Origin of the sequence: Sporosarcina cyprini (assembly GCF_022048975.1) — a bacterium.
GTDB classification, from domain to species: Bacteria; Bacillota; Bacilli; order Bacillales_A; family Planococcaceae; genus Sporosarcina; species Sporosarcina cyprini.
Genome location: NZ_JAKMHX010000023.1, coordinates 54,766 through 75,519, shown reverse-complemented (window position 1 = coordinate 75,519; position 20,754 = coordinate 54,766). Strand labels below are relative to the sequence as shown.

The 20,754-nt window shown below is 46.1% G+C and carries 14 protein-coding genes; 7 read left to right on the top strand and 7 right to left on the bottom strand.

All coding sequences use genetic code 11. The annotated features are described in order from the left end of the window. Positions 1-2,184, bottom strand: a complete 2,184-nt coding sequence (locus L7D49_RS08720; RefSeq protein ID WP_238080440.1) for an NAD-dependent epimerase/dehydratase family protein — start codon at positions 2,182-2,184, stop codon at positions 1-3. A gap of 388 nt (positions 2,185-2,572) precedes the next feature. Between L7D49_RS08720 and L7D49_RS08715 the strand changes: the two genes are divergently transcribed. From L7D49_RS08715 to L7D49_RS08685, 7 genes are all read left to right on the top strand, one after another. Further along, on the top strand, positions 2,573-3,151 hold the full coding sequence (locus L7D49_RS08715; RefSeq protein ID WP_238080653.1) for a YusW family protein: 579 nt from the start codon (positions 2,573-2,575) through the stop codon (positions 3,149-3,151). A gap of 110 nt (positions 3,152-3,261) precedes the next feature. Beyond that, positions 3,262-4,218 (top strand): DUF2207 family protein, encoded by a 957-nt coding sequence (locus tag L7D49_RS08710; protein ID WP_238080439.1) that lies wholly within the window; start codon positions 3,262-3,264, stop codon positions 4,216-4,218. Positions 4,219-4,251: 33 nt separating this feature from the next. Next, positions 4,252-5,043 (top strand): hypothetical protein, encoded by a 792-nt coding sequence (locus L7D49_RS08705; protein ID WP_238080438.1) that lies wholly within the window; start codon positions 4,252-4,254, stop codon positions 5,041-5,043. A gap of 197 nt (positions 5,044-5,240) precedes the next feature. Beyond that, positions 5,241-5,648 carry a hypothetical protein gene (locus L7D49_RS08700; protein WP_238080437.1) on the top strand — a complete coding sequence of 136 codons (408 nt, stop codon included), beginning with the start codon at positions 5,241-5,243 and terminating at the stop codon, positions 5,646-5,648. Between the two features lie 622 nt (positions 5,649-6,270). Beyond that, the gene (locus tag L7D49_RS08695) at positions 6,271-8,496 is read left to right on the top strand and encodes an EAL domain-containing protein (protein ID WP_238080436.1); all 2,226 of its coding nucleotides are present in this window, start codon (positions 6,271-6,273) and stop codon (positions 8,494-8,496) included. A gap of 9 nt (positions 8,497-8,505) precedes the next feature. Further along, positions 8,506-10,185 carry a thiamine pyrophosphate-binding protein gene (locus L7D49_RS08690; RefSeq protein WP_336246381.1) on the top strand — a complete coding sequence of 560 codons (1,680 nt, stop codon included), beginning with the start codon at positions 8,506-8,508 and terminating at the stop codon, positions 10,183-10,185. Beyond that, positions 10,185-10,562, top strand: coding sequence for a carboxymuconolactone decarboxylase family protein (locus L7D49_RS08685; RefSeq protein ID WP_238080435.1), 378 nt, complete (start codon positions 10,185-10,187; stop codon positions 10,560-10,562). Before L7D49_RS08690 ends, L7D49_RS08685 begins: the two co-directional genes overlap by 1 nt. Positions 10,563-10,692: 130 nt before the next feature. Here L7D49_RS08685 and L7D49_RS08680 read toward each other — a convergent pair whose 3' ends face one another. From L7D49_RS08680 to L7D49_RS08655, 6 genes are all read right to left on the bottom strand, one after another. After that, positions 10,693-13,443: a M14 family metallopeptidase gene (locus L7D49_RS08680; protein ID WP_238080434.1), complete on the bottom strand. Its 2,751-nt coding sequence runs from the start codon at positions 13,441-13,443 to the stop codon at positions 10,693-10,695. Positions 13,444-13,716: 273 nt separating this feature from the next. Continuing rightward, positions 13,717-15,051 (bottom strand): aminotransferase family protein, encoded by a 1,335-nt coding sequence (locus L7D49_RS08675; RefSeq protein ID WP_238080433.1) that lies wholly within the window; start codon positions 15,049-15,051, stop codon positions 13,717-13,719. Between the two features lie 17 nt (positions 15,052-15,068). Next, entirely contained in the window at positions 15,069-16,652 is a 1,584-nt protein-coding gene (locus tag L7D49_RS08670; protein ID WP_238080432.1) for a BCCT family transporter, read from the bottom strand. A gap of 61 nt (positions 16,653-16,713) precedes the next feature. After that, positions 16,714-18,156 (bottom strand): aldehyde dehydrogenase family protein, encoded by a 1,443-nt coding sequence (locus tag L7D49_RS08665; protein ID WP_238080431.1) that lies wholly within the window; start codon positions 18,154-18,156, stop codon positions 16,714-16,716. Positions 18,157-18,181: 25 nt separating this feature from the next. After that, a complete protein-coding gene (locus L7D49_RS08660) occupies positions 18,182-19,369 on the bottom strand; it encodes a M20 metallopeptidase family protein (protein ID WP_238080430.1) in 1,188 nt (395 codons plus the stop codon). A 20-nt stretch (positions 19,370-19,389) separates the two neighbouring features. Next, complete coding sequence (locus tag L7D49_RS08655) at positions 19,390-20,577, bottom strand: M24 family metallopeptidase (protein ID WP_418895869.1); 1,188 nt, start codon at positions 20,575-20,577, stop codon at positions 19,390-19,392. Positions 20,578-20,754 lie beyond the last annotated feature (177 nt).

Below are 20,754 nucleotides of genomic sequence, written 5' to 3'. Positions count from 1 at the left end.
TTACATCCCTCCTCCTAAGATGGTCGTCTCAATCCCTTCCCTTAAAAGTCTTGAACGCACATACGTAACATCATCATCAGAGCAATTTGTCAAAAGAAGTGACACCTTGCCCTCCTTCTGTTCACCGATATAATCAGTCTGGCGTAACAAATTTCTCATCTTGTCTGTCTGCGCAGCCACACGTTCCTGATCCAGAGTACTTTCAAGCAATGAGAATGGCAGCCCATTTCGTTCTTGCGCAAGCCGTTTTGATTGCAGCACCACATCAAAGGCCTGTTTTTTTAACAGCCGGGTGCCGGGATGATACCGTTCCTTCTCAGTTGCATCCATAAAACTAAAAGCACGAATCAGAGAATTTTTTGCGACATCTGTTACGATACGGAACACATTTTCATGATAGAGGGAGAGATGATGAAAGGAGATGCCGTCAACAGCAATCACTCCGTAAACAGCACCATTGTGACGCAGGACGGTTGCCATCATTGGAGCTGAAGGATCTAGCTTTTTATTAACAAACTGGCCAGAGTTCTTGTCGTCCAGTAAAGACTGCAGAAAAGGATGCTCACTCACCTTCCAGGAACTTGTCTGGCGACCCTCCGGTTTTCCTGCTCTTGCCACAATGCGGGCAAATTGGCGATCTTCACTAAGAAGGAAGAATGAAACATGATCCGCCGACATGAAATCTTGTAACGCGTGGACAGAGCGTACATAAACCATCTCTGGCTCCAAATCATCCATTTCCCTCAGCAGAGCATGCACCTTCCCAAAACTATCCTCTCGCGTCGATAGTTGTAGTTGCAGCGCCTTTTTCACTTCAAGCACGTCAAGATGGACCTCATCTAACTGGCGATATTGTGATTCCAATTCGCCCAAACGCTCTTTTTGCATAGCAATCATATTATTTTTCCGCTGGGTTGCATAACCGACAACGAGGCCTATAAATAAGTACAGGATTACTTGGAATAGAAAAGCAGTGTCGTATAAGAGGGAGACGAATTCCCTTCCTTGCGCGAGTCGTCCGTAGAGGATAAGGAGAATGGATAAGCCTGAAGCCAGCACAGCTTGACGTTTGCCATAAAGAATACCCAATAGGCCAATATAAAAGACGATGAGAACATCCGTCGATTGTTGCAGACTGACTGTTCCGTTCAAATAAAGCCATGTGACAAACAGGAATACGAGGAGATTCTCCACATACGGCTTGATAGATCTGAGAAATATGGAGAACCTAGAAGAATCTTCGGAGGACTTACTTTTCTTCTTGCCCTTCTCTTCGGCTGATGAAAAGGCAGCATATGTCTTCTCAATTCCTTCATCCAGACTGTATAGAGGAGCCCAATCAAGGTCATCTCTTACCTTTTCATTGTTCAATCTGGACTTCTTAATATCACCATTTTTTGCTGAACGATAAACTATTTCTCCTGAACCGTGAATAAAAACAAGCTTGGATGCCAGGGATTGGATGGTCGTTTCCGTATTCGTAGATAAATTATATACGCCTTTTAATTGCGAATGAGCCGCACGCAGAAACGCATCAGCCACATCGGTCACATAAATAAAATCTCTCGTCTGCTCACCATCACCGTCAATTTCAATCGTGCGTCCCATCAATAAATTCGTTATGAAATGGGATACGACTCCGGCTTCCCCGCCATTTCCCTGTCTGGGTCCATACACATTCGATAACCGAAAGCTGACCGTATCCAAACCATACAGCTCATTCCATTTCATACAGTATGTTTCACCAAGCCACTTACTCATTCCGTATGGCGACACCGGATTGAGGGAATCCATTTCGGCAAGAGGCAAACGAACAGGCTCTCCATAAACCGCCGCAGAAGAAGCAAATAAAAACTTCGATACGCCATACTTCGTCGCAAGCGTCAGCATATTGACAAGACCGAGAACATTCGACTCCGCATCCGCAACGGGATTCTCTACGGAAGCCCCCACACTCGTTTGAGCAGCCAAATGGACAACGACGTCAAAATGAAAAGCACGAAAGACATTTTCACAAGCCGCATCCTCAACAGATAACATATAACCTTTGTGGCGAAACTGCACGCGATCACGTTGCCCTGTCGATAAGTTATCAATGATAACTACCTCATAGCCCTCTTTCCAAAATCGATCCGCCACATGAGAGCCGATAAACCCGTACCCACCCGTAATCAGCACTTTCATCCTGTCACCTTCTATGATTCAAATTTCTAATCAAAACCCCAATTTGGCACTTTCCCATCCATCAACATGAAGAGAGGAGATTTTTTATATACTCTATGTGGCTAATTTCCAGAATAGGACTTATCAAATAGATATTTTTACTGAAACCTAAGAGGGATTTGAGGACTAGCGGAGTAGCAATGTTTTCGATTCATTAACTTTTGAAGACTGGCAAGAGCCAAAACACACCCTATCTAATCCATCAGTACCTGTAGAATGGTCAGTTCAAAATTCCTTATTACTTTGATCCAGTGCTTGTAAAAAATGTCCCCTATGGATGGCGTATGAAAATGCACGATCGGGGAACATTAGAAGTACACCACGAAAAATATTGGAGGAATGCAAAGTGATGAAGAAGGCAACATCAATTTCAGGGATCTTATTGGCAGCAGCTTTAGTTCTTGGAGCATGCGGAACAACGAATGATAAAACAACAGGCACTTCGGGCACCACAGAACCGAATAATTCAGATATGAATAATACGACAACGACGGACAAAGTAACGGATAATGCGGAAACTCACACAAATGCCCCTGCTACTAACGGAACAGCCAATGCACCTCAAGTAGATCATTCCGTCATGAATGATAAGTGGGGCAAGCTCGATTATATGGAATTTGATTTGAGCGTTGATTATGGTCAAACAAAAGAATCATCTAAAGAGGTTGAAATTGAAGTTGAAGAAGAAAGCGGAATGCTCGATGCAAAGTGGAAGGACGAGCGAAACAATCAAATTTTCAAAGGCCAGGAAGCGTTTGATCAAATCTACCCTAAAATCGAAAAGCTAAAGATCACCAAAGATACGAAAAAAGAAGAAGCCATCAAGCAAGTGCTCAAAGAATTTGACCTGCCAAATGACTACAAAAAATTCGACTTGGAAATCAAATTCCGCGACAACACAAAGATCGAATTTGAAGATCGTAAATGATACGAAACCTCTGCCATTTTTAACGGCAGGGGTTTTTTTTGGAGTAAAACCTGAAAAATGAATGAAACCATTTAATGCCTGCTTCGTAAAGGAGAAAAGGGGTGAACGTGATGCAGTCATTTTTACCATCTGAATCAACAGCAACGGTTGCCATCCTATTGCTTGCCGGTCTTCTAGGCGTCCTTCTCCTAACAGCGTTCTTTCGCAAGAAACTTGAGAAAAAAGAAGCATTGGACAGATTGCCGGACCAATTTTTTATTCCTGAAGAAAGCATGAGTGTGCCTGCGACTCTCGCTTATGTCAAAAACGGCATCTTCTCGCCATATATAACAGCCGCTGCCTTTATGGAATTGATTCGAAAAGGGATAATTCGCGAGATTTCGGAAGGGCAATATGAACTTATTAGCCGGGATGTTGATCATCCTCATGAGGAACTGCTACTCTCGCTGCTGTTCGAACGAGTGAATTATGGGGCACCGGTCTTTCAATTGAACGATCTTACATATTTTATTGAATATCAAACAAACGATCTTCTTTTTCTGGAAGCCCACAATGCCTGGCGCAAGGAAGTGAAACGAGAAGTCCACCTCTCTCGTGTGTTCGATACCATTCCCATGTTGCGTTCATGGCTAATTGCCATTTCATTAATTTCAGGAACTATGGCGACAGCTTGTGGTATGGGCGGGTGGGTTGGACATTCAGCCGCCGCATGGACGATTTCTTCCATCTCCATGGTAGTCGCTATTTTATATAAAACCCGAAGCTCCTTTGGCCACCAGCAAGTTGAAGCGTGGCATGCATTCCGAAATTCATTTGATACCTTTGGAAATTTCAATGAAACGTTATGGAATCAATTCTCCGAGCAAGACCGGTTCCGGGCTTATGCATTTGCCATCGGAGCGCAGGATCAACATGCGGAGGAGCGGTTGGATGCCGAATGGCACCGTTTAGGGCTAAGTGAAGTTGTGGCTGAGAAGAATCGCATCGTCGACCATTTTCTGCAAGCTATTCAAAGGGCAGAGCAGCGGGAAATGAGCCGGCACTCCCACCGTGGCATTGTGCAATAAAACGAACAAATTGACGTAACGGAGGTGTAACCTATGCCATATGTTATGGTAACCGTTCTTATTTTTTCAATACCCAGCCTGCTGATTATAGCTTCTGCGCATGATGTCAAAACGGGCAAACGGGACAGAATCGCTTTCAAATGGCCCGTTCTTCTGCATCTCGCTTTGGTAGCAATCGGCTTGGCAATCCAATTGTATTACCAACAAGCGTATCACTTCCCTTTCTTTCAAACGGAAACCGAAAACTGGGTTGTCGTCCTTGTGGTCGGTGTATTGGCAGGAATTATCTTGCTGGTAAACATCATCATTACGTTGACGAGCGGAAAAAATTTACCGAAATCGATCCACGACCCAAAAGCCGTCAACTACTTCATCATCGGCATAGTGCTATCATTGTCCACTATCCTGCTGATCGCTGTACCAACCGGCAAAAAAATGGCGTTTTCCCACGCAATCAACAAAGCTATAGAAGCATCGGATGAAGCGCAAACCGAGGATTTCCCTGTCGTTCTCATCACTTCCGAACGAGAATGTCTTAAAAATACTTCAAGCTGCCGAAATTCACCGTATAGCAATCAATTCTTCGTCCGTAACAATCTAGACAAAACACAAGAAGTGCAAGTGAAAATCAGGGCACTCAACTCTTCCGGTGAAGAAATGAAAGTCATCGACTCACACATCATGACCCTCCAGCCAGGCGAATTGCGGCTCGTCAAAACCGAAGAAACCAACGAAACTTCCAGCCCCTGGAACCAGTACTCCTTCCAAACCGACTCCTTCACCGGCCAATACGAATATTGGAAACGTCACCGCGATCCGAAATAAAGCAAGTTCGGAGCGCGGTTTTGCGTAGTCTGGGAGCGGATACGAGCATTCTGTTTGCGAATATGAGCAGCCTTCTCGATATACGAGCGGTTCGCCGGCGGATACGAGCTCTCTTTTGATTATACGAGTGGTTCGACAGTGGATACGAGCTCTCTTTTGATTATACGAGTGGTTCGGCAACGGATACGAGCTCTCGTTTGAATATACAGTGGTTCAACAACGGATACGAGCGCTCGTTTGAATATACGAGTGGTTCGACAACGGATACGAGCGCTCTTTTGAATATACGAGTGGTTCGACGGGATATACGAGCACTCTTTCAAATATACGAGTGGTTCGACAACGGATACGAGCTCTCTTTCAAATATACGAGTGGTTCGACGGGATATACGAGCACTCAGGAGCGGATACGAGCGGTCAACACAATTATACGAGCGGTTCCCAAATTCGCGATCCACCAGGTTCCATGGGCACTTCGGCAGCTGGAACGTACACTCTTTCAAATATACGAGCGGTTGGCCGGCGGATACGAGCTCTCTTTTGAATATACGAGTGGTTCGACAACGGATACGAGCGCTCTTTTGGATATACGAGTGGTTCGATAACGGATACGAGCAGTCAACACGATTATACGAGCGGTTCCCAAATTCGCGATCCACCAGGCTCCATGGGCACTTCGGCAGCTGGAACGTACACTCTTTCAAATATACGAGCGGTTCGACAACAGATACGAGCTCTTTTTTGAATATACGAGTGGTTCACCGGGATATACGAGCACTCCGACAATGGATACGAGCGGTCAACACGATTATACGAGCGTTTCCTCAAATTCGCGATCCACCAATTTTCACGAGCACTTCGGCAACTTTTCCCGAATATACAAGCCTCACCAATAAACCTCAACATTAATAATCCACTCATTCCCCCTATCTCACCACCAGAATCACCGGACACTAGGCTTTTCCTTTTTTCATTAAGAACCAGTTTTTCCCCGATCAGTATAATTGAATTTTATTATTAAAAACTTTATAATTATCCATTAGAAATAAATAAATTTCTTGACAACTTATACACACTAATACAGATTGTAATAAAATCAACGAAACGACAGTAACTATTTCATCCATCGGTTTTGTGGCGAAAGAGTTGCTTTTTATTTTATACAAACAGACAGCAATAGATAGTAATTAGGTACCAGTAATAAGTTTGATAGATTCGGAGGAAAGTATGAGTAGTCATGATGCTTATTATATAATAGAATCGAATCGGTATTGTGAAAAAGCTGGTATGGATCCGAACGTGATCTCCCGCCCTAAGCATTTTTTAAATGAGCAGGAAATCGCGTCTAAACGGCTTGAATACAGTGAGATTTTGTCGGTTGTCCGTTTTTTCTCTAATAAACTTTTAAACTCGCTAAAGGGGACCCCTATTCTAGTCGTGGTATCAGACGCGAATGGCTATCTCCTCGAGATTGAAGGCGATGAGACCATCAAAGGGATGATTGAGCAGTTTGGAATTAAACCCGGCAGTCTGTTCGTGCTGGAGGATACGGGAACGAATGTGATCAGTCTTGCGCTGCAGCAAAAACATCCAATTAGCATAATCGGGTCTCAGCATTATCACACGTTCCTTCACGAGATTGCCTGCTACGGCACGGCGTTCCATTACACGGACGATGATCATATTCTTGGCAGTGTGTCGATCATGATGCCGATTCAGTTTCAAAACCCTCTATTTTTAACGATGCTGGCGCAGTCCGTCGATTCCATCGAACGGGAACTGTTATTGCGCAAACAGAACCGCATGCTCAATATTATGAATCAAATTATGTTGAGCCGGACACGGAACGGCATTGTGATTACGGACGAGAAAGGGATTACGACGGAGTTTAACCAGTTCGCCCAGGAGATTTCGAACAACCGCAGAGAAGATGTAATTGGCCGGAACATTATGGACTCCCCTATTACAGGTGACTATTTCAAAGAGGTCATCGAACACGGCAAGATTTTTACAAATGAAGAAATCCAATTTACCAATGACAACGGGAAGCGTCTTGTCTGCCTTTTTGACGCGCAGCCGATCTACGAAGGAGATAAGATGATTGGAGCCTTCGGACAATTCCGGGATATCTCGGATCGCTATTTTCTTCAGGAGAAATTTAATTACCTTGCGTATCATGACGATTTAACAGGGCTACCCAATCGTCGATTTATTAATGAAGAGATCGAGAACATCATCAAAGACATGGAGAACGGCCAGAATCGAACGCTCGCTCTCGTTTTTATCGATTTGGATCGTTTCAAGGCAATCAACGATAACTTTAGTCATTCTTACGGTGATATTTTGCTAAAAAAAGTGAGTGAACGGCTATCCAGCTGCCTTGGTGAACAGGATGTCCTGGCTCGGATGGGCGGGGATGAATTCATTTTCCTTCTAAAGGATTTCGACAATCCAGATTATGTAACTGCCAAGGCGGAGGAAGTATTGAACTTGTTCAATGAATCCTTCTATATCGGCGACGATGAACTGCACACGACCGCGAGCATCGGGGTCGCATTGTATCCGGACTATCCAATTTCTATGGAAAAACTGATGATTTACGCGGATAACGCTATGTACCAAGCCAAGAAGCAAGGGAAGAACCGGTATAGTGTATATACTTCCGAGCTGTTCGAGGGTCAAGAAGAGGATTACAAACTGGATATGGATTTGAGAAAAGCGATTGAGCATGAGGAATTCGTTCTTCATTATCAGCCTCAAATCCATTCAAAATCGGGTGAACTTATGGGAATGGAAGCTTTAATCCGTTGGCAGCACCCTACGCTCGGGCTGTTGCATCCTGAAAAATTCATCAGACTGGCAGAAGAAAATGGATTGATCAATCAAATTGGCAAATGGGTTATTAATGAAGCGTGTGCCCAAAGTAAAAAATGGCAGGCAGCCGGATTCCAGCCACTCAAAATTTCCGTCAATTTATCGACTCAGCAATTCTTGACGAAAGATCTTGTCGCTTTCATGGAAGAAACGCTTCAACGGACCGGCTTGGATCCCCATTATCTCGTCGTAGAGATTACGGAATATATGGCGATGGAATATGAATACTCCTTGAAGGTGCTTCAACAGCTGAAGGAGCTTGGCATTGGGATTAGCATTGATGATTTTGGTACCGGGTACAGTTCGCTCACGTACTTGCACAATTTCCCGATTGATTTTATCAAAATCGACAAATCATTTGTTATGGAGATTGCCCACGGTCCGCAAAATGCCTTTATTGTCAAAGCCATCATTACACTAGCGCATAATCTGCAAATGCAAGTCATTGCTGAGGGCGTCGAAACGAAAGAGCAGCTTGACTTTCTGATCGACCAACAATGTGATGTCGTCCAGGGCTTTTATTTTAGTAAACCACTTCCAGCAGACGAATTTGAATCTACCTACTTGCGAATTGAATGAGGAACCCGTTTGGTATTGGAGATCTTCTATTACATTACTGAAAAGAGTGAGTCGCAAATGAAAACAACAGCTTCCGTACTCGCATCAAATTTTAAGCATTGGGGACTGAATCATATTTTCGGCATACCTGGAAAAGCGGTCTCGCCTATCCTTTTTGAGCTTCTCCATGAAAATATTGAATTCGTATTAGCGAAACATGAAGCGGCAGCCGGCTTCGAAGCAGCCGGCTATGCTTTGATGAATCAAAAAATTGGCGTCGCAATCGGGACATCGGGACCGGGCGGAACGAATTTATTGACGGCGGCCGGCCAAGCTACGGCTTCTCATCTTCCTGTATTGATCATCACCGGGCATCCATCCATGAAAGATACCGGCAAAGCACTCGGGCAGGATTCCAGTACATTCGGCACTGATTTGGTCAACATGTTTCAATATGTAACGAAATTCAGCGCACGTGTGGAACGCGGGGATATGCTCCGCCCGTATTTGCAGCATGCGCTTGAGAAAGCCATTTCCGGCGTAAACGGTCCTGTGCATCTATCCATTCCATTTGATGTGCTGCTGGAGGAGATTGAACCATTCGTATTGGATCTCCCAGTTCTCCAGCACATGGTCTCACCAAATCTTGCTGATGTGGCGGACCAACTGAACGCGGCATCCCGGCCCCTTCTCTTCCTTGGAAAAGGCGTCCATTCTAGCCGGGCCTACGAGGAAGTGCAACGATTCGCTGAACACTGGGGCATCCCGGTCGTTACGACACCGGGTGGAAAGGGTGCATTTCCATCCAACCATTCGCTTTCGTTAGGGGCGTTCGGCTTGGGAGGTACGCCGGAAGCTACCGCATATTTGCAGGAGAAGGTCGACTTGCTCGTCATAATCGGTTCCAAAATGAGCGATATGTCCACGGCTGGTCTAGCCGAATCCATGTATCCCGAGCACGTGATTCACTTTGATTATGATCCAACGTTTATTGGAAAATCTATTAACGTGCCAACTACACCGGTGCTCGGTGATATCAAAACGAATTTGCAGTTAATTTTAAAAGACCTTCCCGATAAGAAAGAAATATTCATGTCCGCTCCTGAACCGCTCAAGCTTCAGGAAAACACACCGGGCGAGCGCATGTCCGCCATCCAAGTATTACGGGCGATGCGTAATTCTCTACCAGCAGATGCGATTGTTTTCGGAGATGATGGAAGCCATTCTTTCTATGGAATCAAACACTATGACGTCTATGAGCCAGGCACATTCTACTTCGAGGATATTTTCGGGGCTATGGGTAATGGCATTGGCTATGCGATCGGTGCGCAATTGGCCGTTCCCGAAAAAACGGTCGTCTGCCTGACAGGAGATGGCTGTATGTTCATGCACGGGACAGAAATCTCGACTGCTTACAACTACGACGCACCCGTCCTCTTCATCGTCATCAATAACGGACGACTGGACATGGTAGAAAAGGGGATGCGAAAAATGATTGGCACCTCTATAGGCGGAATCTATGAAACTCCTATGAAAGCAGCTTGTTTTGCAGAGTCGATGGGACTCCAAGGCTATACATGCCGGGATCCGTTTGAACTTACCAAACGAATAACAGAAGCACTGAAGTATACAAAAGAAACAAATAAACCGATCGTATTAGAAGTGTTGGTGGATGAAAACGAAATTCCACCGACTATGGGGAGACAGTGATGACTATGGATAACAACACAAGATATAATGCCGGAACACGCGTAATGGAAGAACTTTTTTCAGAAGAAGTACGTACCGGCATGCAAGAAATAAAAAACATCTCGCCGGACCTTTGGGATATGATTGTGTCATTCGGCTTCGGAGATCTGTACGCCAGAAAAACCCTATCCCTGGAACAACGAGAGATGATCACTTTGACGTCACTCATCACCCAAGGAGCATTCGACCAGCTGCGGGTTCATTTGCAGGCTGCTTTGAATGTTGGTTTGACTAAAGAGGAAATCATTGAACTGATCATCCATTGCATCGGTTATGTCGGTTTTCCAAAAGCTGTTCAGGCCATGGGAATTGCCGGTGAGATTTTCAAAGAAAATTAATAAAAAGCCAGGTATGGAATCGTTTCATGCCTGGCTTTCTCTCTTTATATCATACATTTCCCTATTCTTTTTACATGTATTACTAAAACAACCTCCCGCGAGAACATCATCCGCAGGAGGTCATTATCAATTAATTCCGATCCCAATCCTTCGCAGGAGCCGGCACTTCGCTTGCTGCAGCAAAAATGCTGTTGGCTAGCATGCGGTAGGAGTGCTTTGTATGAGCCCGGAATGCCAAGTCGTTGGCAAACAAAGTGATGGTGCCGCCTTCCAGCTGTTGCGTGAAGGCAAGGACCTGACCTTGCGCCCCTTCATGTCCCGGCCACCAGCCAGCTACGTAAAAGTCCGGTGTATCCTTCACCGTTGCAAGCACCGCAGCATTTTTCGGAACGGCTGTAATCCAAGACCCTCTTGTCGTATACAATAGCTCTTCCCGGCTATAACCGGCCATAAGCGAGTGGTTGAAGTTGATGTCGGCTTTGATCAGCCCTTCATGTCCGCCGGAAGTCGTTTGGTAATCAAATCCTTCCAAGACACCGGCTTCTTTCACTGCCTTCAAGACGTTATTGCCGATTCCGACAAATGTCTTGCCCGCCAATTCTTCCGGCAGCTTTGCATCCGATACGACGATTTCCGCTTCTTCCTCTTTCGTCAGCTCAAATCCTAGTTCTTTTAACGAGAAGATTAATTGGCCAGAACCATTGGAAGCCACTTTCGGCTGGGCAATCCATTTCGCTTTCACTGCCTTATAGGATGGCAGCGGAGCCGCTTCAAATACATACTGATCAGCGTATGGCAGAAGGTCTTCTGTCCGTACAATGAAATCCCCCGCATGGAAGCCGAATTTCCCTTCTTTCAAGATGCCGACCGATTTACCGTCTTTCAGTAATTCATTCACCAGTTTAATCGTATCATTATTGACGTTCTTCAATACTTGTCTTGCTTTTTTCTCGTCAATAAAGCTTGCTGGCACTTCTACTTTCGATACGGCTTCTGTTCGCTCAGCCAGCGCGTCTTCACCTGTCACCCGGATTTCTTGAATATCGAATCCGCGCAATGCCGGGAAGTTTGCAACAACCGGATCGTACATTGCTTCCCAATCGGATACGTCATCGCCTTTGTACAGCATCGCGTTTGCCAAACCGCGTTTCGCCTGCTTCATCGGCACGACATACGTCCCTTTCGGATAAACCTTGCCATCCAACTTGATGTCTTCCATCGTTTGTTCAACTTTGACACCGTTGCGGATCAAATAATCCACCATATTGTACACTTCAGCTACGTTCTTTTGCTTATCTCCAATTGGCATCACATAATAATCCGGGAAGAAGTTTTCATTTTCCCCTCGCGGACGCCCGATTGATTCTCCAGCCGCATTTGTCAAAAGGGGATCGATATTGCGGTTATCCTCTCCTTTGACGCCACGATTAAAGATTTCCAGCTGGCGCGCATATAGCTCATCTTTATTTTCAACTACATAATTAATCATTCCAAGACCAGCGCCAACCATGGCCTTATATGATTCCTGTCCAAGCGTCGGCACTTCTACTGTATGGCCCAGCGTACCGTGCAGCATGGAAAAGATTGGCGTATAAGCAGGACCCATATCATCCCAGCCATCCTTGTACTTTTCCGACGCCAAGAAATACGAAGTCAATGCGGAACTGCCAATCCCCGCCTGTCCCATCGCATGAGCTTGCGGAATCATTCCTTCCATTAACAAATCATATTCAAAGTTTGGGTTATGCGGCGGTGTAGCAGGCTCGATGAGGAACCCTTTCACATAGCCATGCCCTTCCATCATCGCAAGCGGCGTCCACTTCGCAATGACCGGATTGAGTTGAATCGTCTCTACCTGTGTCTGATACGCATTATCGCGGTTCAAGTCAAAACCGTTTACGTTGGCCCGTGTATTGTGTACACGCCCATCCGGATTATGCGAGAAATTAAAGATGAGGATGAGGTGATCTAATACTTCATCGACATTCAATTTGACTTCCTCGTCCGTTCCGTCCTCATTTGTCTTTGTAAACGTCACTTCTTTTTCCGTAGCAAATTTCTCAAGCAACTCAGTTTGGAAATCAATTCCTTCCGTTTCATCCGGGTGAATATTATTGAACCAAACAGGCACTTGATAGTCGCCCATTGTTCCATCTTTTAGCTTCGCAATCAATTCCTCTGGTGTTTCGAGCGCAACCGGAAGCGTTTCAGTTAAATACGTATCAACTGCCGCCTCATCTTTTGCCAAGATGACCATGTGGAAATCACGGCCTTCTGTACTTTTGCCAGGGCTCTCATACTGGACGTAACGGCCATTCAAACCAGCTGCCTTTTCTATGATTCCGTCAATCGATGGTTTAATTTCATCCCACTCAAGGAATTCGTCATACACATTCAACTTGACTGTCGTAGCAGCCTTTGTCCCATGTTCCTTGTCAACTAGCGCAAGTTCATAGTCTCCAAGCAACTGCTTGTAATGTACACGAATTGAACGCGGCGACAAATCATCTGTTCCGAAAGGCAAACCAAATTCAAGCTTTGCCTCGATGGTTGTCGTGCCGTTTACATAATGGGGTGCCTTTTTCACGGTAATGAACGGATCACCCGCAAAAGAAGAGGACTTTGCATCCCACTTTTTCCATTCAGCAAGAGGCTTGCCTCCAAATTGAAGCTCCACTTGCTCTAAATCAACCTCTTGTCCTAAATCCGCCGACACTGTCACCTCACGCACTTCTGTCAGCGCCAGCTTCGATTGGCTAGTCTCTAATTCAATTGATTGCTTTGCTGCAGCATCAACTGATGTAGCCGCTTGTGTCGGTACCGGCAATACAAGCGAAAATGCAAGAATAACTGCTAAAAAACTCCATAAAAACCGCTTCACTCTCCATCTCCCTCTCTTTTAGTATCTTTGTAGATTACTAACCTACAATAGTTTGAGTGTACCAAATCTTCCGCATCATGAATACTATATTATTTCGTTTAATGAAATATAATAACGATACTGAGTAAAAAGTCATATGCAACAAGGTTTTACTAGTTAATAAACACTCTCTCCAACATATTATAAGAATCATTTTCAATGCATAAAAATACAATAATTCTTTATCAAAAATAAAAAACCCTACAGATCATAGTCTGCAGGGCCTAATGAGTATCATATTTTTTTCAATACAGTTGTCAACGACTCATCGATTATGGAAATGATCTTTTCCACCTCTTCGTTTGTAATACAGAACGGCGGGGCAAATGCGAGTGTGTCTTGGCCTTCGTAAATGATACTTCTGCCAAGCAGTCCATGATTCAATGCTTCTTCAATCACTTTCACGGACACCGGCTCATCAAAACGAGTTCCAGTTTCCTTATCTTTCATGATTTCGACGGCACCTAGCAACCCAACTCCGCGTGCATCTCCTATCACTTCATGCCGATCCTGCAGCCATGCGAATCCTTTTTGGAAAGCTTCGCCCATTTGGCGCACATTTTCATAGAGCTGTTCTTCTTTCAGAAGACGCAAGTTTTCCAGTGCTACCGCACAGCACATTGGATGTCCGCTGTACGTATACCCGTGCATGAAGATGCCGTCGGACAAGCTAACCAATTCGGAACGCAATCTTTCTGTTAGCACCATACCACCTAGAGGTGCATAACCACTCGTGATTCCTTTTGCGATCACCATGACATCCGGCACGACATCATAATGCTCCATGCCAAACGTTTTTCCCGTTCTTCCAAAACCGGTAATGACTTCATCCGCTATAAATAAAATATCATTCGCATCACATAGTGCACGGACTTCTTTGAAATAGCCTTCCGGCGGAGGATTTACCCCACCCGAACCTTGGATCGGCTCGGAGATAAATGCAGCAATCGTGTCCGCGCCCTCTGTTTCAATCAATTCCTTCAATGCTTCTATTGAAGAATCTACGTACAAGAAATCCGGCGCCAGTGAAGGGAAGCTTCTAAAACCAGGCAATCCCGTAGCACTGGAAGCACCCACCGAAACGCCATGATACGATTTTTTTCTCGAAATAATTTTTTTCTTCTCCGGCTTTCCTTTTAATTGCCAGTAATACCGAACTGTTTTAAAAGCAGTATCGTTCGCTTCCGAGCCGCCCGATGTAAAGAAAGTGGCAGTCAAATCACCCGGCGCCATGCTTGCGACGACATTCGCCAGTTCAATGACCGGCTCATGACTGTTTGTCGCAAATGTCGAACTGAATGCCAGTTTCTTCATTTGTTTCGCTGCGGCTTCTCCAAGCTCTTCCCTGCCATGTCCGATATTAACATTCCACAAGGAGGACAGCCCGTCGATGACTGTCTTGCCCCGAACGTCCTTCAAATAAATGCCCTTGCCTTCCGTGAAGATGAAACGCGGCCCTTGTTCCTGATGCTGTTTAAAAGACGTTGTTGGATGAATGAAATGCTTTTTATCCAATTCTGCCAGCTCATTATAATAGGCTTCTCTATTTTCAGTTGATTGTAAAATCATCATAACCCCTCCATGCTTTATTTTTTCGGAGTCGTCAATGCCGAACGGATCGGAACCCGTTCATAGGTCGACTCCTTTTCACTAGAAGTTTCCGTCTCTTCCACCGTGGCAGCCCCTTGATCCGAGCGGAGCATTTTCAGCAAGGCGACCCCCATCAGCAAAAGGATGATGGTGAACGGCAAGGCAGCAACAAGCGAAGCTGTCTGTAACCCTGCCAGCCCGCTGCTATTAATTAACACGACGACGATGGCAGCCATGAGAATTCCCCATGTCGCTTTCAATAAATTACTTGGGTTCGGATCGCCTCCGGACGTCATCATGGCGAGGACAAAGGCAGCGGAATCCGCTGAAGTCACCAAGAATGTGACAATCAAGATTAAAAAGACGACCGAAAGGAAGGAGCTCATCGGGAAATTCTCAAATGTAGCGAACAAGGCACTTGTCACATCCTTTTGGACAGCTCCGGCAATATTCGCTCCTTGGAAGAGATCCATATGGAGAGCCGTTCCTCCAAACACTGCAATCCAAATGATCGCAATGAGCGGCGGTACGATCAGTACGCCAAACACAAATTCACGAATGGTCCGTCCTCTTGAAATCCGAGCGATGAACGCACCGACAAACGGTGACCAAGCAATGACCCATGCCCAATAATTGACGGTCCAAGCTTTCGACCATGTATTTCCGTCATAAGGGGACATGCCAAGGCTCATACCGAAAAAGTTCTGAATATAATCCCCGAGTCCAAGCACGAACGCCTCAAAGATAAATTGCGTCGGTCCGAGGATGAGCACGACAATGATCATGCCGATTGCTAGACTCATATTTAGGATACTGAGAAATTTGATTCCCTTATCTAAACCCGTCAAGGCGGATATCAAATAGAGCACGAGTAGCGTCATGGTGATAAAAAAGAGGGACATGCTGTTTTGAGGGACGGCGAATACATGATTCAATCCGCCATTAATTTGTAAAATCCCCATCCCTAAAGAGGTAGCCACTCCTAGAACGGTCGTGATGACCGCTAATGTGTTGATGGTTTTCCGTAATGTTTTCTTTTTTTCCTTGCCGATAATCGGATTCAGCGTATCACTAATCATCCCCGTTTCCTTTTTGCGGAATTGGATATAAGCAAGTGCCAAACCGACAATCGTGAATACTGACCATTGATGGACACCCCAATTGAAGAAGGAATATTGCATCGCACGGCGTCCTGCTTCAGATGTCATCCCATCTGAGCCAGTCGGAGATGTCGCAAAATGAGTCATCGGCTCGGCAATTCCCCAAAACACGAGTCCAGCGCCGAATCCACAGCTGAATAGCATGCCGATCCACGCAAAGTAGGAGTATTTCGGCTTTTCATCATCTCGGCCCAATTTCACTTTGCCGTACTTGCTAATAGCGAGCCAGGCACAAAATAATACGATGGCCAGGACAGAAAGAAGATAAAACCAGCTAAACGCTTCTGTTACGAATGTATAGGCCTGATCTGCCCATCGCGACATCCCCGCAGCATCAAAAGCACCCCATAACACCATGGCAACAATTACAATGGCAGATACCCAGAAGACACTATTCATCATCCTCGAACTTTTATCCATATTGTCTGTTCTCCTTTTTAGTATTCTGAACTAAAACAGTGAGACCTCTTCCATATCGATGCTAGCCCTGATGCAAGTTAAAACTGACCACTTTCGGTTCCGTCATTTCTTGGATGGTGAACTTCACACCTTCTCTTCCAAGCCCGGAGCCTTTTACACCGCCGAACGGCATGCCGTCAATTCGATAATCACTGCTGTCATTGATCATAATGCCGCCGACATCCAACTCTTGAATCGCTTTGAAAGCGTTCTCAATATTGCGAGTGAAAATGCCTGCTTGCAAGCCATACGGCACTTCATTTGCTTTGGATATCGCGTCTTCCAGATCGGCTACCTCATACAACAAGACAACAGGGCCAAAGATTTCTTGAATTGCGATTCTGCAACTCGAAGGGACATTCGTTAATACCGTAGGCTTGTAAAATGCTCCGATCCTCTCGCCTCCAGTAAGAAGCTCCGCCCCCTCGGCTACGGCTTCGGCCACCCATTGCTCGACCCGCTCCGCCTCTCTCTCATTAATTAACGGTCCCATGTCAGTTGCAAGTGATTGTTTGTCCCCGATTACATATCGTCCTGCCTTTTCCACAAATCTCATTTGAAATTCTTCAAATGCGCCTTTTTCAATGTAGATTCTCTGGACCCCCAGGCAATTCTGCCCCGCCGCGCTAAATGCACCGGATACAGTCGCATCCACGGCCGCCGCTATGTCGGCATCTTTCAGGATGATGACTGGTGAATTGGAACCGAGCTCCATGCTCAATTTCTTGAGACCTGCTTTCCTCGAAATCCTTTCCCCAGTTTCCAGACCACCCGTGAAGGAAACCATTCGGATTGCAGGATGTGTGACTAAGAGATCCCCGATCACACCGCCCCTCCCTGTAATGACTGACAGGATTTTTGGCGGCAACCCGGCCTGTTCGAACGCCTCCGCCAGAAGCAATGCGCTCAATGGCGTGGCGGTTGCCGGCTTCACAATGATGGCATTTCCCGAAGCAATCGCAGGGCCGACTTTATGCGCAACGAGATTCAATGGATCATTGAATGGGGTGATGGCCGCAATGATGCCAATCGGAAAACGGTAATAATAGCCGATCCGCCCTTCCCCTGTTTCAGATTGATCAAAAGGAATGGTCTCTCCTTGTATCCGTCTAGCCTCTTCGGCACTTAAACGCAACGTTTGAATGCAGCGCATTACTTCTGAGACGGCTTCTTTAATTGTCTTGCTGCCTTCTGATGCGATCGTCTCCGCATATAAATCAAAGTGTTCCTCTATATAGAGGGCTGCATCATTCAGGATCCGCATCCTCGCATGCACCGGTAAAGCGGCCGAACGTTTTGCCCCTTCCTTTGCCTCCTCAATGGCCAGAAGCATATCGTCCCCGGTTGCTGCCGGCACGCTGCTTATAAGTGATCCATCCTGGGGATCAAATACGTCGATGCACTCTTCCCCTTGCACCCATCTGCCTGCCAAAAACATCGGTTTACTTTGCATGGTCGTTTCCATCTGTCCTCGCCCCTCTCTATCCCTATCAACCTTCCAACAATTGCGTTGCTGCTTCTGTCAGAATGGCGACGCCTATTGCCAAGCAACGCTCATCAATATCGAAATGATTCGTATGGAGATCCCGCTGCTTCCCTTCCGGAAACGCACATCCTAGAAAAAACATCGCTCCTGGAACCGCTTTTGCCATATATGCAAAATCCTCTCCGCCCATCCCAAACGGCTCCTCCACAATAGCCACACCCGGAATACACCTTTCAGCAGCCTTGCGGATGATACGATTAACGGCCGAATCATTAACAAGAGCAGGTTCGCCCCGATCTACTTGGAATTGATACGTGCCTCCTAGCGTTTCTGCGATTTTGAAAGCCCGTTCCACCTCTTGGATTAATTGCTCCCGCACAGCTGGCGAGTAAGCCCTGATCGTACCCGTTACTTCTACTTTTCCCGGAATGACATTGCTCGCCGTTCCGGTATGGATTTCCCCAATGCTTGCTACACCCGTTTCAAGCGGCGAAAGCCTTCTGGAAGGCATCCCGTAAAATGCTTGCAGCACCGAGCCGAGCATCCAGACCGGGTCCGACCCAAGGTGTGGATAACCGGCATGGCCGCCACTCCCACCTATCTCGGCATGGAATACATCCACACTCGCCATGCTTGGACCATCGTTCATTTGGATGGTGCCGACCGGATGCCACGGGCACATATGGAGCGCCATGACAGCTTCCACTCCTTCTAGAACCCCCTCTTCAAGCATTCTTGGTGCACCTGAATATCCTTCTAAATCGGTCGCTTCTTCAGCCGGCTGGAAAATAAGCTTGATCGTTCCTTGCCATCCGTTCTCGGCAGCCCTGTTCGCCATTTGTGTGGCAACCCCCAGCAGGATGGCAGTATGCGCATCATGTCCACATGCATGCATAACACCGTCATGCAAAGATCGATAGTCATGTGAATTCTCTTCTGTGATGGGCAGCGCATCCATATCCGCACGGATGGCAATTGTTTTTCCCGGCCCATTGGTGAGAGTCGCCACAACACCAGTACCACCAATCCCCGTTTGAATTGTAATGCCCTCAATTTCGGACAAGATGCTTGCGACAAAGGATGCAGTCTTATGCTCCTGAAAACTTAATTCAGGATACTGATGAAGATGCCGCCGCCAGGAAATTAACTGCGTTTCTAGCTTGCCATCAAGTAATGTCTTAACTTGCTCCAATTCTGCCACCCCCTTGCCCGTTACATTGCTAAATCAATCTGATCCTTCACGATTAAACCCCGGTGAAAATCCGTCAACACTTCACAACCGTTCTCTGTCACCCGGAACGTTTCGCTAATTTCAATTCCATAATCATCGAACCAAAGACCAGGTATCATATGAAAAGTCATATTCGGCTGGAGGACCGTCCGATCCCCTTTCCGGATGCTCGCCGTATGTTCGCCCCAATCCGGCGGGTATCCAATGCCAACGGGATAGCCAAGCCGAGATTCCTTAACGATCCCATGCTTCGAAATGACTTGATTCCAGGCAAATTCAACTTCCTCTAACACAGCGCCCGGCTTGACGCTTTCCAGTGCAGCATTCAATCCTTCGACCAATATGTTGGACACATTCATTACCTCTTCCGCAGGCTTACCAATGGAAATGGTCCGGGCCATCGGTGCATGATAGCGTCTATGGCAACCCGCCAGCTCGATAATGACGATTTCATTTCCCGAATATCTCCGATCTGTCCACGTCAAATGAGGAGTCGATGTATTTTTTCCGGCTGGAAGCAGTGGAACGATGGATGGATAATCACCGCCGTAACTGTCTGTGCCGGTCACTAAGCTTTTGAAAATGGCAGCAGCAGCGTCACACTCCCGGATCCCTTCCTGAATTGTGGCAGCCGCAGCATCCATGCCAAGACCGGCAATTTGTGCTGCCCTGCGGATATACTCAATTTCCGGCTCCGACTTCACGATTCGGACCCAATTGACAAGCAGGCTTGCATCGACAAATTTGGCGTTTGGTAAATTCGATTGCAACTTCACATAAGAAAGTGCCGAAAAGTAATAAGCCGCCATTTCAATTCCAATACGGCGTTCAGCTTGGCGGAGCCGCTTCAAAACCGATGCGATGTAATCCATTGGGTGTCTCTCGGTCGAATGGATATGATCTTCTGGATAATAAAGCACGTGCTCCGGCTGTAACCACGTCGTCGCAACCGCCGCATTCGCATCCATCTTCCTGCCAATCCAAATTGGTTCCGCTTCATCCACAATGACAATGAGCATTTGATCTACATAAAATGACCAGCCATCGTAACCCGATAAGTAATTCATATTGGCTGGATCAGTAATTAACAATACATCAATTCCTAGTTGCTCCATTTTGGCCTTCGTCTTGTGTAATCGATGTTGATATTCCTCCAAACTAAACGGCATCATCTTCAAACCCTCCTCATCATGATTCGTTACTTCTCGGCATCGCTCCAGTGCAGCCAGCATCCAATTTACCAACTCAATTAGGCTCTAAAGCTCTAATAGATTCACAAACTACCTTCCTATTTCATTACAGCCAGTATATAATCTGAATAATATAAATTCACCGTCTATTTTGTA

Coding starts and splice junctions, on each gene's coding strand:
- L7D49_RS08670 (WP_238080432.1), bottom strand. CDS start 16,652: ATGGATAAAAGTTCGAGGATGATGAATAGTGTCTTCTGGGTATCTGCC.
- L7D49_RS08710 (WP_238080439.1), top strand. CDS start 3,262: ATGCAGTCATTTTTACCATCTGAATCAACAGCAACGGTTGCCATCCTA.
- L7D49_RS08705 (WP_238080438.1), top strand. CDS start 4,252: ATGCCATATGTTATGGTAACCGTTCTTATTTTTTCAATACCCAGCCTG.
- L7D49_RS08720 (WP_238080440.1), bottom strand. CDS start 2,184: ATGAAAGTGCTGATTACGGGTGGGTACGGGTTTATCGGCTCTCATGTG.
- L7D49_RS08715 (WP_238080653.1), top strand. CDS start 2,573: ATGAAGAAGGCAACATCAATTTCAGGGATCTTATTGGCAGCAGCTTTA.
- L7D49_RS08665 (WP_238080431.1), bottom strand. CDS start 18,156: ATGGAAACGACCATGCAAAGTAAACCGATGTTTTTGGCAGGCAGATGG.
- L7D49_RS08685 (WP_238080435.1), top strand. CDS start 10,185: ATGACTATGGATAACAACACAAGATATAATGCCGGAACACGCGTAATG.
- L7D49_RS08675 (WP_238080433.1), bottom strand. CDS start 15,051: ATGATTTTACAATCAACTGAAAATAGAGAAGCCTATTATAATGAGCTG.
- L7D49_RS08655 (WP_418895869.1), bottom strand. CDS start 20,577: ATGCCGTTTAGTTTGGAGGAATATCAACATCGATTACACAAGACGAAG.
- L7D49_RS08695 (WP_238080436.1), top strand. CDS start 6,271: ATGAGTAGTCATGATGCTTATTATATAATAGAATCGAATCGGTATTGT.